Source organism: Ruegeria sp. CDSA079 (assembly GCF_059612245.1).
Map to the genome: position 1 here is coordinate 36,828 of NZ_JBXWQF010000003.1, position 14,955 is coordinate 51,782.

Sequence of the window (14,955 nt, forward strand, 5' to 3'; positions counted from 1 at the left end):
GGGCGGATGCCTTGGCTATCAACCTACGACGCTACTCGTCGTTTTGCAGGCTGTTAGGGTCGAAGACGTTTCCGAACCCGCTGTTGTTCGACGGGGCTGGGTCTGCGTCGGACGAACCATCGTCGCTTTCGCCTTCGTCTCCACCTAGAGAGTTCGGGGCAAACACGTTTCCAAAACCACTGTTGTTTGAGGGCTTGGGCGTGGATTGCGCCCCACCCTGTTCAGCTTCTTCGGCTTCGCGCTGCTTGCGACGTTCTTCGCGCTGCTTGCGCAGTTCCTGAATGCGCTGTTCGGCCTCCAGTTGCTTCTGCTCGCGCACGTCGGCGATACACTGACCAGGATCGTAGGCCGTAGCAGTGCCGACAACCGTGATCGTTGCAATGGCAAATACGACCAGCAGAACCGCTGCCATGTTACCGGCAAAGAAGCTGGGCAGTTTGATCTTGCCTGCCAGTTCCTCAACCGTCGCGTTTTTGCGCGCCGCTGCCACCAGTTCCTGACGCTTGAGCTTCGCCTCGTTCAGCAAGGCAAAGAACACCGTCAGCGCAACGATGATGAATGCCAGCGCCGAGATCGCGGGTGTGATACCATAGCGGACCTTCTGGGCCAGCTCGATCGTCAGTGTTGGGTACTCACCAAAAGTGAAGGTGGTGGTGTTGTAGTTCTCGAACGATGCAAGGAACGCCAATACCGCCGCTGAGGCAATCGCCGGGCGCATGAACGGCAGCAGAATCTTGCGGAACGCCTGTGCATGCGTGGCGCCCAGATCCAAGGCTGCTTCTGTCAGAGCCATGTCATAGCGCTGCAATCGCGCCACCAGAACCAGCATGCAATAACTGGCGATAAAGGTGGACTGGCCGATCACCGTCAGGAAGATGCCGTTCGACAGGAAGCTATCCGCGCCCAGTCCCAGCATCCGGTTGATCCGATCCCAGAACACCAGCGTCGAGATACCCAAAACCACGCCCGGGATCAGGATCGGTGCGATGATGACCGTATAGTAGGTCGCGCGCAGTTTAGGCCAGATCTGCGTCAGCATCAGCGCACCTGCCAGCCCCATGGCCACGGACAAGACCACCGTACCGAGCCCGATGATCAGCGAGTTCTTGATACCGTTCAGGATACGCTGATCCTGAAACAGTTCACCAAACCACTGGAAGGTCAGACACTCCCAAGGGCTCATCCGTGGGAAACCCGACGAGTTGAACGCGGTGATCGACATGATCACAAGCGGTCCCAGCAGATACAGGAAGAAGAGCACCAGATAGACCCAGATGCTTATGCGGAGGAAGGAATTATTCATTTCCCGATATCCCCCATGTTCACCTTGAACATGCGCATCATGGCCAGCACGAACAGGATACAAGTGACCAGCAGAACGATCGCGTAGGCGGCACCTTGTGGCCAGTCATTGTTGTCGTTGAACTGTTGATAGATCAGCTGCGTGAACCACAGGCTCGACGGTCCGCCCAAAATCTGCGGCGCGGCCAACGCACCGGCGCTCAGCATGAACACCATGGTGCAGCCCGAACTGATGCCCGGTTTGGCATAAGGTATGACCACGCGCCAATGTATCCGCCACCACGGTGCGCCCAAGTCGCGGGCAGCCTCGATCTGGTTTTTGTCCAGACTTTCAATGACGTTATACATCGGGAAGATCATCAGCAGGATGTAGGCATAGCCCAGACCCGCATAGAGAGCGATATCGTTGCGGATGAAGTCGAACGGTGTATCCCATATCCCCAAGCCCATGAACAACGTATTCAGAACGCCGGTTTCACCGAAGATTATGCGAAGCGCAAAGGCGCGCAGGATTTCGTTGATCCAATAGGGAATGATCAGCATGATCGCAAAGATTCGGATATGGCTGCCTTCGGATTGTCCCAAGTAGTAGGCAATCGGATAGCAGATGATCAGGTTGAAAATCGTGACGCACACGGCCGCCACGAGGGTGCGGAAGAACACCCTCAGGTCGACTGTGTTATAGTCCTGACTGCCGCCCTCGGGGCCGTAGATCAAGTATTTATAGTTTTCCAGAGTATAGACGTCCTTGGGCCCGCCTATCTCTGGCGGTGGCAGGTTCGGACGGAACGAAAAGTCCAGCATCGACAACTGCGGCAGGATGATCAGGCCGATTGTCCAGAACAGGACCAGGCCCAGGATCGCCAACCCCATACCGGTACCGTTGCGATTGAAGAAATCTTTCAAAAACTGGGGCATGAGTTGGTCCCCTTATTCTGCGGCCAGTTCACCCGCCGGGACGATGACGGCGTTATGCGTCTCGTATTCCAACGTGATGTTCTGTCCGGTGTGATCGTCGAAAGACTGTCCGTGATTCGGGATCGACACTTTGATCTCTTTCCCACCTTCACCTTCGGTAAAGATGTTAAAGGCGTTGCCTTCGAACTCTTCGTGGTTGACACGCGCCGTGACGAAATGATCGCCTGAGGCGCCATCGGGTGCAATGGCAAAAGCTTCGGGGCGTACGAACATCATTGCGTCGTCGCCTTCCTTCATCTTGCCTTGATTGGTTGTCGAAATCCGCGCCACCAGATCGCCCGAGCGATTGGTCGCAATCAGAGCCTCATTGCCCATAACTTGTTTAACTTTGCCGCGAAACACGTTGTTTTCGCCCACAAAAGAGGCCGCAAAAGCCGTGTTGGGATCATTGTAGATGGTCTTGCCATTGGCAATCTGATCGATCACACCCGCGCGCATAACAGCGATATTGTCCGACATGGTCAACGCTTCGCCCTGGTCATGGGTGATATAAATGAATGTGATGCCGACGCGCTTTTGAATTTCACGTAGCTCGGTCCGCATGTGTTGGCGCAGTTTTAGGTCAAGTGCCGACAGCGGTTCATCCAGCAACAGAACGTCAGGCTCGGCGCACAAAGCACGGGCTATAGCAACACGTTGGCGCTGACCGCCTGACAATTCGCTGGGCAGTTTGTCGCCCTGCTCTGGCAGCGCGATCATGTCCAGAAGCTCATCAGCGCGCTTGCGGCGCTCGGCGCTGCTGGCACCTTTGATTTCCATCGAAAACGTGATGTTTTCCCAGACCTTCATCAACGGGAACAGCGCAAGGTTCTGAAAGATCAGTGCGGTGGGCCTCCTGTTTGGCCCAATACCTCGCATGTTTTTGCCGCCGATCAGAACGTTGCCTTCGCTGGGCTCAAGAAAACCTGAGACAGCCCTTAAGATGGTTGTTTTACCGCAGCCAGACGGTCCGAGGAACGAAAAGAAATCGCCCCCGTTTATGTTGACGTTTGCATCGCGCACGGCGACGAAGTCACCGAAACGGATCCACAGGTTTTCCAGATCGACTCCGACCCCTGCACTCATTTTTGGTATCTCCCCTGAGGCGCGTATTAGCACCGCACCACATAACTGTCCGTTACGCCGGAGCGGCGCACAGATGATTGCCCCCCGCAGATCGCGAAGGGCAAGGTTTCGAAACGCTTAAGCGCTCTTGAACTTGTTGACGAACTCGGTCCGTGTTTCAGCATACCAAGGTGCTTCGGCCGGCCACGGGTTAAGGTTGGCCAGCGAGTCGCCCGGATAGGCCTCGGCAAAGTTCTTTTTGTAGGTGTCGCCCGAATACTGGTCTGCACCTAGAACTGGCGAGTTATACCCGTGGCTGTCGATGGCAACACCGGCAGGCTTGGCCTGATAGGCGAAGTCGACGAAGGCGTAGATCTGGTCGATGTTCGCCGCGCCGCTCGGAATCGACATACCGTCAACCCAAGCCATCGCACCTTCGACGGGTGCCTGATAGTGCACCGGTTCACCAGCGGACTTAAGCGCCAGTGGCGGGCCGTCCCAGGTTTGACCAACAACAACACCTTCGTTCAGCAGACCGTTTTTCTGTGTGTCAGCGTCGTTCCAGATCAGCTTAATGCGATCCTTGCGCGCGACACACCAGTCAGTGATCTGGCCCCAAACCTTGCGCATGGTGTCTTCATCACCGTATGCGGCCCAGACCGAGCCCGGCTCCATTTCGCCTGCGCGTTCCATGTACAGACCTGCGCCCAGCATCATCGAATGCGCACGGCCCATTGTCTTGCCCGCGTTTGCTTCCGCCCAAACGTCGCCATAAGACGGCGCATCACCTTCCGGCAGCCACAAGTCGGTGCGGTATGCAATGCCCTCGGTGCCCCAGATATGCGGCAGCCAATGCGCACCTGATCCACCAAAGTCCCACGCGTCAGTGCCGATCTTTGCCATGGCAGGGTTCACCAGATCAATCGGAACCTTGTTCATGTCAAATGGCTGAAGCAGCTCCAGCGGTTCCCACTGCAAAGAGCGGTTGTTGGTTGGCGAAACGATGTCAAAACCCTGGCCCTTGGTGGCCTTCATCTTGTTGATGATTTCTTCGTTCGAACCGATGCCGGTGTAGTTTACCTTGATGCCGGTCAGAGTCTCGAACTCTTCGATGAAGCTGGGCGGAAGATAATCCGACCACATCAGAATGTTGATCTCACCCGACGATGCCAGCGCGCTTTTGCTGTAAAGCGGCGCCGCCAAAGCAGCAGCACCCGCGCCCTTTAGCACCGTGCGTCTGGAAAGAGTTGATTTATCAGTCATTAGTGTTCTCCCATGATGGACTGTTTTGTTTTTGTTTTTTATTTATAGGACTTTCTTTGTCAGTTCGGCAGTCCAAAAGTGACAGTTTCCAAAAACCTTAAGTCCAGTTCTTAGTAAGAGCCCATTCAGATAGTCTTTTTGGGTGGCCCATTTTCTTGCCAAACTGCTAAATCCCCAACATTTACAGGGTCAGTTCCTATCAAGAATGTACGATGATCCCCGGCAGGCAGAGATTTAGGAATGTCACCAAAATTAAACGCAAAATGCAATGTGTCGCGTCGGGCAATGCGCATGTCGGGGTCACACTCCAGAGTTTTCAACCCTGCCCAATCCAAAGCCTGTTTCAAAATGGACTGTAAAAACGTACCGCGCGGGAGCATGGCCAGATAAGTTGCGCGGTCCGATCTGACAATTGCAGGACTTCCATCGCGATAGCTGCTGTCAAAGCGTGCCAGGATGCCTTCCTTTGTTTCAACAATTTCGCGCCAACCTGTGAAAGTGTACCGCTGGCCGTTGGTCAGTTGCACGTACTCTTGTGCCAGAGCGGGCAGCGACTCGACGCGCGTGACACGTACTCCGGTCAGCGCAGCCAACGCGCCGGGCGCCAGATTATCGGGTGTGTGCATCTGTGGTGTTTTGCTGCCGGACCGAGCCCCAATCACAAGTTTCGCGCCCGAAGCTGTGAGTTTAGCGGCGAGATCTGTGCTCATAATCATGCTCTGGGGCAGAAGGATCAGCGCATAGCCGTCTGGATCATCTTCTGGGCCTAGGAAATCGACGTCTACGCCGAGTTGACGCAAGCTGGCATACCATTCGCGGAAAATGTGACTGTTCGGGAAATCATCATCATGAGGCAGGATGTCTGCCGCCCAGATCGAACTGTAATCCAGAAGCATCGCCACCTTGGCCTTTCGTCGCGCCGCAGGTGGCAAAGTTTCGCGATCCTTGACGATCTGTGCCAATTCAACGGCCGCTTGATCCAGGTTGTTATCCGAACGCAGCAAAGCCGAATGGTATTGTTCCTGTGCGTATTTTGCCTGCCGCCAGCGAAAAAACATCACCGCTTGTGCACCATGCGCATAAGCCGCCCAAGTCCAGAGCCGCACCATTCCCTCTGCCGGAGAAGGGTTCGAGGCCGCCCAGTCCACTGGACCCGGCTGCTGTTCTAGAATCCACATCCGTCCGCGTCCCTGACTGCGGTAGAGATCGCAGTGAAAGCCTTGGTAATCCGGTGCACCTGTCCGCAAATAGCGACGCTTTTCGTCGTCGGGCATGGTCGAGCCCATCAGGTTGCCCAGCGGGTAACTGTCAAAGCCAACAACATCCAAATCGGCGGCAACGGCGTGATGGTCGAACTCGAAACTGCCTGCCATGAAGTTGTGCGTGATGTCGCGACCCGGAGCATGGTTCCGCAGAATGTCGACCTGCGCCTTGTTGAATAGACGCACCCTGTCCGATGAATAGCGCATGAAGTCCAACGCATGTGTTGGGTTCGGGGACGCGACCAGACCGTTGGGCAGTTCGATCTGGTCAAATCCGGAATAAATCGATCCCCAGAACACAGTTCCCCACGCTTGGTTCAGTGCGTCGATTGTTCCGTATCGCTGTTCCAGCCAGTGTCGAAAGCCGCTGCGTGCTGCATCTGAATAGCTGAGCACCGTATCGTGATCGTTGTATTCATTGTCGATCTGCCACGCATGGACATGAGGGTTCTTCCCATATCTGCGGGCATACTCGGTGGCAATTCTTTGGGCCTCGGCCAGATAAATCTGGCTGGAAAAGCAATAATGTCTACGCGAGCCATATCCCCTGACCCGACCATCCGGTCCGACCGGCAGGATTTCAGGATGCTCATCGATCAGCCACTTTGGCGGGGCTGCCGTCGGAGTCGACATCATGATCTTTAGCCCGGCTTGCCCCAGAACCTCGATCACCTCATCCAGCCAATCCCAGTGGAATTGCCCGCGCGCGGGTTCGATCAAGCCCCAGGTGAATTCGGCAATGCGCACCCAATCCAGCCCCATCTCGACCATGCGTTTGGCGTCGTCGCGCCATTCGGACGGGTCCCATTGTTCAGGGTAATAGCAAACCCCCAACTCAAGCTTGCTCATCTGGTGTCCTTTGCGGCACGGCGTTCGATCCACTTCAGGAAGCTGGCGCAACCCAATGTAATCACGACATAAAGTATGGCCGCCGTATTGAAGGGGGCGAAAGGCAGGAAACTTGCTGCCTGAAACTCTCGCATCCTTTGGGTCATGTCACGGACGGACAGGATCGATAACAACGAGGTATCCTTGATCATTGCTATGAATTCGTTGCCCAAGGGGGGGGTCACGATCCGCAATGCTTGCGGCAAGACGATTAGCCGAGCAGTCTGCCATCGAGACAAGCCCAAAGAGCTGCCCGCCTCCAACTGCCCTTTGGGTATGGCTTCGATCCCGGATCGGAAGATTTCGGCCATATAGGCGGAATATCCGACCGAGATGGCGATGATGCCGCGCGTCATATTGGTCATGTCGATGCCGCCGCCTGTGGCGTCCTTGACCGCACCAGCCAGAGGCAGGCCGATATAAAGGATGATCACCAGCATCGGGATGCCGCGGATCGTATCTACAAAGAACTCTGCCCCGACCGCCAAGGGGTGCAGTTTGTGCTGTGCGCCACCAATGGTCAGCGTCAATAGCAAAAGGCCAAAGACTGCAAAGGCCAGCGCAGGATTGCGAAATTTGTCGGGCAAAAAGCTGGTTTGCCAGAGCACAGGATAGCCCTGCGTGTGCGCCTCAATTGGGACAAACGTGCCAGAGACGCTGTCGACGGTTTCGATTTGGTCAAGGGCCGAAGCGGCATCCGTCGCACTGCGGATGCGATATTGTTGTTCTCCGCCACCTTCGAATTCGCCGAAACGGATGATGTCAGCCTGCGCCTGTGGGGTACCGCGCACGATGGCAATTCGGGCTTCGGTGCTACCGACGAGGACATAATGCACCTGTGGCTGCATGAAAAAGAAGGCTGAGACGCCCAACAAGGCCAGGCTAATCGCGCCATACACCATCGTGGTGCGTGCCTTGGGTTTGAACGATTGCAACCCCACCCAGATCAGCCCGAGGATCGCTGCGAAGATATACGCAAAGATCGCGGCGCGGAATGTAATGGCAACGCCGGTGGCAAACTGCCAATGCGCCATGAACATCAAATAGAACAAAGTGGCTCCGGTCAGGACCTCAAACCCGATTTGAGCATAGCCGCGCGACGGGTTGTTCAGACGGCCGGATACCAAGCACAGTGCGATGACCACCGCGTAGATCACCAGCAGGATTTGCAGCCCGGTCTGAACCTGTACCACCACCTCTGGAAACAAAACCCAGGTTTGGTTGGACCGGTCAATAAGCGTTGATGTGTTTTCGTTGAGCGCATGAAAGAACACCGACTCGGCGAAGGGCATGAGAATCTGAGGTGCAACAACAGCAAGTATCGATAGCCCGACCGCCGCCGGAAACGCAGCCAATGCCGCCGCGCGCAACCAGGCTGGCGCCTGCGACTGGAAGCGCAAGTGGCGGGCGCAGAGATAGCCCAAAATCGCCGTCGTCAGGATCAGAAGGAACCCGACAAAAATCGGCACCGCGTTGTTGCCGATCCCCAGAATGGCGACCAGAGATCGCAAGTATTTGGACGAGGTGGCAAACAGATAAATGATGAACGGCGCTGCTGCGAGCAACACAAGGTTGCTCGGGCGGATCGAACTGAGGCGCGACATGGGGTTCTCCGCTGGTTCAAAGCCCCGGCGAAGTATTCCGCCGGGGCCGATTGAGTTTTATGGGATCAGTTGGTGCCCCAGTATTTGGCTTTCAGCTTATCCAGCGTACCGTTCTCCTGAATCTCGGCCAGCCCTGCGTTGATGGCATCAACGGTTGGGTCGCCCTCCTGAAAGACGATGCCCAGCGGGTCGGATTGCAGGCCGGTGATGCCAACGGTCAACTCGCCTGCAAACTCTTGCTCATAGGCCGACGCCGAGGTACCATCGATGATCACCCCCTGAACGTCCGCGTTTTGCAGGGCAAGAATGGCGGCTGAGAAGTTGTCGTAGAGGCTGACATTCTCGCGGCCTACCAGCTCTTCAGCGAGCTGTGCGTTGGTCGTGCCGGTCTGTGCGGCAAGCTTTTGGCCCCCGGCTTTAAAATCGTCCAGCGTCATGTCGGCATTGTCGACCTGGAGTAGGATGGCCTGGCTGACCACGATGTAGGGGTCCGAGAAATCCATGGTCTCTTCCCGCTCTGGCGTGATGGACACGCCTGAGATCACCAGATCAAACTCACCCTGTTGAAGCGCGGCAAAGATGCCGTCCCAAGCGGTGTTGACGAAGTTCGGAACGCAATTCACGCGCTCGCAAATCGCGTTCATGACGTCGACATCGAAACCCACAATTTCACCTGTTGCTTCATCAACGGTTTCCATCGGTGGATAAGTCGCATCCGTGCCGATCTTGAGGACGCGGCCCTCCAGATCGGCTGCAAAAGCGGCTGGCGCGGTCATCGCGGCAAGGGTTGCCGCGGCAAGTAGATGTTTGAACATACTTGGTTTCTCCTCTGTTGGTTTAGGTTATTCGCGCCCTACCGGACGCAGGCGTGTCAGGTTGCCGCTCGATCAATGTGGCCCTGATCTTCTTTTGAATCTCTTTCGGGTCGGCACCGCCCAGTGCTTTCAGCATGAATTCACCCAGCAGGCGGCTGGTTTCACCAATTGGCAGGTAATAGGTGCTGGGCGGAGGCACGAAATACTGGCTGAGTTTCAGGTCGTCGTTTGAAATGGCCACCACGTCCTGTCCCACTTTCACTCCTGTTTTGGCTGCAGCCGACAAGGCCCCAAGGGTCATCGCCTCGTTGGCGCAAATGATGGCGCTAGGCGGGTTTGGTGATTGCATAAGCGCGGTAAAGGCCAGTTGACCGGTTTTTGCGGTGGTCGGACCGGTGGCAATCAGCGCGGGGTCGAAGCTCAGCCCGCCCTCCGACAGAGCATCGGCATAGCCCTGGCGGCGTTGCTGCGCATAGATCAGTTCATCTGGTGGGTTGATCAACGCGATCCGGCGATGGCCAAGTCTGATCAATCGGGCCGTTGCTTCCAACGCCGCAGCCTGACTATCGAGGTCCACATAGGCGTGTGGCTGATCGCTGTCACTCATGCCGTATGTGACGAAGGGAAACCCCTCAACCTGCAAATATGCGATACGTGGGTCGTTCACACGGGTGCCCGAAAAGATCACGCCATCGGCCAACCCCTCTTGGACAATCGATCGTAGAGTATCTAGCGCGGCATCACCGTCGCTTATGCTGAAAACACTAAGCTGATAGCGCGACCCTTGAACCGCTTTTGAAACCCCGGCCAGAATGCGCGTGAATTCCACGCCTTCCCATTCCTCAGCGGCATCTTCCGACACGCTCACCAGCACCGCGATACGATACGATTTATTGGTGCGCAGCTTCAGCCCATCGAGGTTCACACGATAGCTCAGAGCAGCTGCAGCCTTGTGAATCTCGTCTCGTGTTTCTTGTTTAACTGATGGGGCGTCACGCAAGGCGTTCGAGACCGTTCCAACGGAGTATCCCGTCTTCCTGGCAATCGATTTGATCGTTGCCCGCGCCATCAGGTGACCCCGGTCAGGCGGTCGGTCAGGAACATCCGCCCCGTGTTCAACGTGCGCCTGCGATCTGAACTTTCGTCATGTTCGATAAACAGATCGGCGCACTTGCTGTCCGCGAGGGCCTTCAATGTAGCGTCCCAATCTACGACGCCCTCCCCCAGATCGCGCCAGCGCTCGTCACCTGTCCCACCTTTGGGATCTACGTCCTTTGCGTGGATCGACAGGATGCGATCCGCGTGGCGGGTGATTGCTGCTGCTGGGTCCAGGCCGATCGCTTGCAGCCAGCCGATGTCAGGCTGCCAATAGATATTCCTTTGCGCAAGTATTTGGTCCAAAGGCGTTTCACCAGAGCTACCCACCAAATCAAAATCGTGATTGTGATAGGCCAGACGGATGCCGTGTTCGCCCAGCCGATCTGCCCATTCGGCCAACCGGCCCGACACTGCCATCCATCCCCGGGCAGTGTCGGGCCGCGCCCGGGGCGCCAGCCAAGGCATGACGGCCACCTGGCATTCCAGAAGCCTCAGAACTTCGACAATCTCGTCGAAACGAGTGTCGAACTCTTCCCAGTCAAAATGTGCAGACCGAACGTTAAGACCTGATTGATGAATGGTGCCCGCCATCTGCTGCGGGCTTAGCTCGTGCAGACCAGTTGTTTCGATATCTGTAAATCCGCAAGCGGCAACAAGACGCAGCTGATCTGTCAGATCACCGCATTGCCGCACCGTATAGAGCTGGGCTGAAACTCTCATTCCCCACCATTGAAACGTTTCAATTATGGTGGATTACGAGCTGTAGCGTTGTCAAGCGTTGCGTTGAACGCCCCTTACTCTCACTTTCGCATCGAAAAACCGTTGTGGAACAAGTGTATTTTTTCCGGGGCTGCGGTCACGGAAACTGTCTGTCCACGCATGTTCTTTTGAACTCCGGGCAGTTTGGCAATCGGACCTTCAGCGTCCTCAGTTTTTTCAAAGTACAACAGTGTAACCTCGCCCAAAGCCTCGGTGAAATCGACCGTTCCGGTCAGGATCGCGGTATCGTCTGTCATGACAAAATCTTCGGGGCGCACCCCGATATTGACCTGCTTGCCCTGATCACTGTCTTCAGTCGGGACCGCAGAAATGGCGGTGCCGCCCGAGACAAGCTTTACAGTTGTTGTTGCCCCCGTCCCCATGATCGTGCCGGGAAGAAGGTTCATCGACGGCGAGCCAATGAATTGGGCCACAAACTCATTATCGGGCGTCTCATACAACTCAAGCGGCGAGCCAACCTGCGCGATACCTTTATCGGCCAGGACTACGATACGGCTGGCCAGTGTCATCGCCTCGACCTGATCGTGGGTGACGTAGATCATGGTGCTGTCCGGCATGGCCTCTTTCAGGCGCGCGATTTCGATCCGTGTTGCCACCCGAAGGGCGGCGTCAAGGTTCGACAGAGGTTCATCAAACAGATACACCTTTGGATCGCGCACAATTGCACGGCCAATGGCAACGCGTTGTCGCTGACCGCCGGACAACGCTTTGGGCAAACGGTCGAGAAAGGGTTCCAGTTGCAGAATCTGGGCGGCTCGCTCTACCGCGGCATCTATTTCACCCGCAGGCATCTTGGCGACTTTCAGGGCAAAGGCCATGTTCTCGCGCACGGTCATGTGGGGATACAAGGCGTAGCTTTGGAACACCATTGCAATGCCCCGTTGTGCGGGCGGAACATCGTTCATGACCTGCCCTTCGATCTCCAGCGTCCCTCCTGTGATCTTCTCCAACCCTGCGATCATCCGAAGCAAGGTGGACTTCCCACATCCGGAAGGACCGACAAAAACGATCAGTTCGCCCTGTTTAATGTCGAGATTGATGTTCTTCAGAACGTCAACAGGACCATAGGATTTCGCGACATCTGTTAGGTTGAGTTCAGACATGCCTTACCCCTTTTTCCGAACCATCAGGCAGAACTGCGAAGCCGTCAGAGTGATTGTATGTCCACCTTCAATGCCACCCAGTTCCTGACCAATGGTCTGCCAACTGCCGTCTGGAACCGTCACTTCGGTGGTGTCTGAACCGAGGTTGAACGCACAGAAAATTTCCTCGGAACTGTCTTCACGCAGGAAAGTCAAAACCGGGCCCATTTCATTCATTTCGGACAGACGACCTGATGATAGAGCCGGGTGTGCATGACGCAGCGCGATGGCACGGCGATAGTGGTTCAGCATCGATTGCGGGTCCGCCTCGGCCCGGTCTACTGCATGTTCGGCCTGCTGGGCGCTGACCGGTAGCCAGGGTTCTGCGGTGCTGAACCCCGATTGTTCATCCTGAACTGCCCAAACCATCGGTGTGCGGCAACCGTCGCGGCCTTTGAACTCGGGCCAGAACTCGATGCCATAGGGGTCTTGCAGCTTCTCAAACGGCACTTCTGCTTCGCGCAGGCCCAGTTCTTCGCCCTGATACAAACAGGCAGAGCCGCGCAGGCACATCATCAGAACCGCGTGCTGTCGGGTCGCCGCATCATCCAAATTCCAGCGTGAGGCGTGGCGTTGCACATCGTGGTTCGAAAACGCCCAACAGGGCCATGCATCACCCGCCTTGGTCTGTAACTGGTCAAAGACATGCTTTGTGTAACTGGCTGTCAGCGCACGTTTCTCGAGGAACTCGAACGCATAGCACATATGCATCCGCTTATCCCCCGAGGTGTATTCACCCATGATCTCGAGCCCACGCTGCGCATCGCCGACCTCTCCCAGACAAGCACGACCTTCGTATTCGTCCGTCAGCGCCCGCAGGCGTTCAAGGAATGGGATATTCTCGGGCTGGCTTTTCGAGAACAGGTGGTCCTGATGGTTGTAGGGGTTGACCGCAGGTGCGATCGAGGCATTCCGCTGATCCATCGGCAAGGCCGGGTTGTCGCGCAGTTCTTTGTCGTGGAAGTAAAAGTTGATGGTATCCAGCCGAAAGCCGTCGACGCCCAGATCCAGCCAGAACCGCGCCACGTCCAGCAACGCATCCTGAACATCCGGGCAATGGAAATTCAGATCCGGCTGCGATGTCAGGAAGTTATGCAGATAGTATTGCAGGCGTCGGGCATCCCATTGCCACGCCGAGCCGCCAAAGATCGAAAGCCAGTTGTTTGGTGGTGTTCCGTCCGACTTAGGATCTGCCCAGACATACCAGTCGGATTTCGGGTTTTCACGGCTGCTGCGGCTTTCGCTGAACCACGGGTGCTGGTCTGACGTGTGCGACAGAACCAGATCGATCATGATCTTCAATCCTTTGGCATGGGCCTGATCCAGAAGCTCTTTGAAGTCCTCGAGCGACCCAAACATGGGATCGACATCGCGATAATCGCTGACGTCGTAGCCGAAATCCTTCATTGGCGACTTGAAAAACGGTGAGATCCAGATCGCATCGACGCCCAGAGACGCAATATAGTCCAATCGCGCGGTGATGCCCTTCAGATCGCCGATTCCGTCGCCGTTGCTGTCTTTAAAGCTGCGCGGGTAGATCTGATAGATCACCCCTCCATGCCACCAATCCGAAGACGGTTTCGTTGCTTTGCTGCGTTCAAGGTTGTTGTGCACGTTCATTAGACGCCTCTATTTGACTGATCCGGCCAGAAGGCCCCGGACCAGGTATTTTTGCATTGCGAAAAAAACGACCAGCGGCACAAAGATCGAGACAAAGGCAGCGGTCGCAAGGATTTCCCAGTTACCGCCACGCGTACCCAAAAGCTCGACGATGCGGTTGGTCATCACGGTTGTCTGGCCTGTTGCGTCGATCAGGAAAACCTTGGCAACCAGAAGGTCGTTCCATGTCCACAGAAACTGGAAGATCGCGAACGACGCCAGCGCCGGGAAACTGAGTGGCAGGATCAACTTGGTGAAAATCTGGAATTCGGTGGCGCCGTCCACGCGGGCGTTCTCGATCAGATCACGCGGCAATCCGGCCATATAGTTGCGAAGAAGGTAAATCGCCAAGGGCATCCCGAACCCGGTATGTGCCAGCCAGACGCCCAGATAGCCTTTGCCGATCCCGATGTTCAGGTGAAACTTCAGCAAGGGAATCAAGGCTAGTTGCAGTGGAACCACCAAGAGGCCGACAACCGCCGCGATCAACAACGCGCGACCGGGAAAATCCATCCACGCCAGCGCATAGGCTGCAAAGGCGGCCACCAGAATGGGGATGATCGTCGCCGGGATGGTCACAGTTAGCGTGTTGAAAAAGGCCTTGGCCATACTGTCCGTACTGCTCTGATCCAGAAGAACTTTCTGGTAATTGCCCAAGGTGAACTCGGGCGGCAATTCGGCTGTCACAAAGATGCGCGCGCCGCGGTTCCCGGTGAACTCTTCGGTGTTTTCCATCCGGTAATTGCCAACCGCATCCACGGTGATCGTGCCGCCCTTCCGCAGTTCGGCCGTTTCGCCGGGTTCAAAGGCATCCACATCACGTGAGCTGATACCCCATCTGGAAATTTTAGCTTGCTCATCCACGCTGAACAGCGCGCCCTCAATCACATACACTCCGTTTTCAAGCACCTGTGTTTCAGGCGCAGCGCTGCGAAGCGTCAGGTTTTGCTCGGACGGAAACAGCGATCTCCACCATCCGCTGGATGAGATTTGATCTGCGGTTCGAAAGGATGATACCAGCAGACCCAAGGTTGGAATAACCCAAAGCACCACAAGAAAGATGACCGAAAGGTGTACAACCCATCTGAGCGCCGGTTTGGTTCCTGCAATATCGCTCATG

At 56.0% G+C, this 14,955-nt stretch carries 12 protein-coding genes; all 12 read right to left on the bottom strand.

Annotation, left to right across the window (positions count from 1 at the left end):
- Positions 1 to 31: 31 nt before the first annotated feature.
- A complete protein-coding gene (locus AC2FJZ_RS04085; protein WP_496668025.1) occupies positions 32 to 1,303 on the bottom strand; it encodes an ABC transporter permease in 1,272 nt (423 codons plus the stop codon).
- On the bottom strand, positions 1,300 to 2,220 hold the full coding sequence (locus tag AC2FJZ_RS04090) for an ABC transporter permease (RefSeq protein ID WP_496776152.1): 921 nt from the start codon (positions 2,218 to 2,220) through the stop codon (positions 1,300 to 1,302). Before AC2FJZ_RS04090 ends, AC2FJZ_RS04085 begins: the two co-directional genes overlap by 4 nt.
- A gap of 12 nt (positions 2,221 to 2,232) precedes the next feature.
- A complete protein-coding gene (locus tag AC2FJZ_RS04095) occupies positions 2,233 to 3,345 on the bottom strand; it encodes an ABC transporter ATP-binding protein (RefSeq protein ID WP_496668027.1) in 1,113 nt (370 codons plus the stop codon).
- A gap of 117 nt (positions 3,346 to 3,462) precedes the next feature.
- A complete protein-coding gene (locus AC2FJZ_RS04100; protein WP_050603887.1) occupies positions 3,463 to 4,587 on the bottom strand; it encodes an extracellular solute-binding protein in 1,125 nt (374 codons plus the stop codon).
- 125 nt (positions 4,588 to 4,712) lie between these two features.
- Positions 4,713 to 6,698 (bottom strand): beta-galactosidase, encoded by a 1,986-nt coding sequence (locus AC2FJZ_RS04105; RefSeq protein WP_496776153.1) that lies wholly within the window; start codon positions 6,696 to 6,698, stop codon positions 4,713 to 4,715.
- Complete coding sequence (locus tag AC2FJZ_RS04110; RefSeq protein ID WP_496776154.1) at positions 6,695 to 8,341, bottom strand: amino acid ABC transporter permease; 1,647 nt, start codon at positions 8,339 to 8,341, stop codon at positions 6,695 to 6,697. Before AC2FJZ_RS04110 ends, AC2FJZ_RS04105 begins: the two co-directional genes overlap by 4 nt.
- A gap of 65 nt (positions 8,342 to 8,406) precedes the next feature.
- The gene (locus AC2FJZ_RS04115) at positions 8,407 to 9,156 is read right to left on the bottom strand and encodes a basic amino acid ABC transporter substrate-binding protein (protein ID WP_050603884.1); all 750 of its coding nucleotides are present in this window, start codon (positions 9,154 to 9,156) and stop codon (positions 8,407 to 8,409) included.
- A 22-nt stretch (positions 9,157 to 9,178) separates the two neighbouring features.
- Positions 9,179 to 10,225, bottom strand: a complete 1,047-nt coding sequence (locus AC2FJZ_RS04120) for a LacI family transcriptional regulator (RefSeq protein WP_496776155.1) — start codon at positions 10,223 to 10,225, stop codon at positions 9,179 to 9,181.
- On the bottom strand, positions 10,225 to 10,974 hold the full coding sequence (locus AC2FJZ_RS04125; RefSeq protein ID WP_496776156.1) for a sugar phosphate isomerase/epimerase family protein: 750 nt from the start codon (positions 10,972 to 10,974) through the stop codon (positions 10,225 to 10,227). The genes AC2FJZ_RS04120 and AC2FJZ_RS04125 overlap by 1 nt, the downstream gene beginning before the upstream one ends.
- Positions 10,975 to 11,054: 80 nt before the next feature.
- The gene (locus AC2FJZ_RS04130) at positions 11,055 to 12,137 is read right to left on the bottom strand and encodes an ABC transporter ATP-binding protein (RefSeq protein WP_496776157.1); all 1,083 of its coding nucleotides are present in this window, start codon (positions 12,135 to 12,137) and stop codon (positions 11,055 to 11,057) included.
- 3 nt (positions 12,138 to 12,140) lie between these two features.
- The gene (locus AC2FJZ_RS04135; RefSeq protein ID WP_496776158.1) at positions 12,141 to 13,796 is read right to left on the bottom strand and encodes an alpha-amylase family glycosyl hydrolase; all 1,656 of its coding nucleotides are present in this window, start codon (positions 13,794 to 13,796) and stop codon (positions 12,141 to 12,143) included.
- A 9-nt stretch (positions 13,797 to 13,805) separates the two neighbouring features.
- Entirely contained in the window at positions 13,806 to 14,954 is a 1,149-nt protein-coding gene (locus AC2FJZ_RS04140; protein ID WP_496776159.1) for a carbohydrate ABC transporter permease, read from the bottom strand.
- Position 14,955 lies beyond the last annotated feature (1 nt).

Coding starts and splice junctions, on each gene's coding strand:
- AC2FJZ_RS04105 (WP_496776153.1), bottom strand. CDS start 6,698: ATGAGCAAGCTTGAGTTGGGGGTTTGCTATTACCCTGAACAATGGGAC.
- AC2FJZ_RS04095 (WP_496668027.1), bottom strand. CDS start 3,345: ATGAGTGCAGGGGTCGGAGTCGATCTGGAAAACCTGTGGATCCGTTTC.
- AC2FJZ_RS04085 (WP_496668025.1), bottom strand. CDS start 1,303: ATGAATAATTCCTTCCTCCGCATAAGCATCTGGGTCTATCTGGTGCTC.
- AC2FJZ_RS04100 (WP_050603887.1), bottom strand. CDS start 4,587: ATGACTGATAAATCAACTCTTTCCAGACGCACGGTGCTAAAGGGCGCG.
- AC2FJZ_RS04135 (WP_496776158.1), bottom strand. CDS start 13,796: ATGAACGTGCACAACAACCTTGAACGCAGCAAAGCAACGAAACCGTCT.
- AC2FJZ_RS04130 (WP_496776157.1), bottom strand. CDS start 12,137: ATGTCTGAACTCAACCTAACAGATGTCGCGAAATCCTATGGTCCTGTT.
- AC2FJZ_RS04110 (WP_496776154.1), bottom strand. CDS start 8,341: ATGTCGCGCCTCAGTTCGATCCGCCCGAGCAACCTTGTGTTGCTCGCA.
- AC2FJZ_RS04120 (WP_496776155.1), bottom strand. CDS start 10,225: ATGGCGCGGGCAACGATCAAATCGATTGCCAGGAAGACGGGATACTCC.
- AC2FJZ_RS04140 (WP_496776159.1), bottom strand. CDS start 14,954: ATGAGCGATATTGCAGGAACCAAACCGGCGCTCAGATGGGTTGTACAC.
- AC2FJZ_RS04125 (WP_496776156.1), bottom strand. CDS start 10,974: ATGAGAGTTTCAGCCCAGCTCTATACGGTGCGGCAATGCGGTGATCTG.
- AC2FJZ_RS04090 (WP_496776152.1), bottom strand. CDS start 2,220: ATGCCCCAGTTTTTGAAAGATTTCTTCAATCGCAACGGTACCGGTATG.
- AC2FJZ_RS04115 (WP_050603884.1), bottom strand. CDS start 9,156: ATGTTCAAACATCTACTTGCCGCGGCAACCCTTGCCGCGATGACCGCG.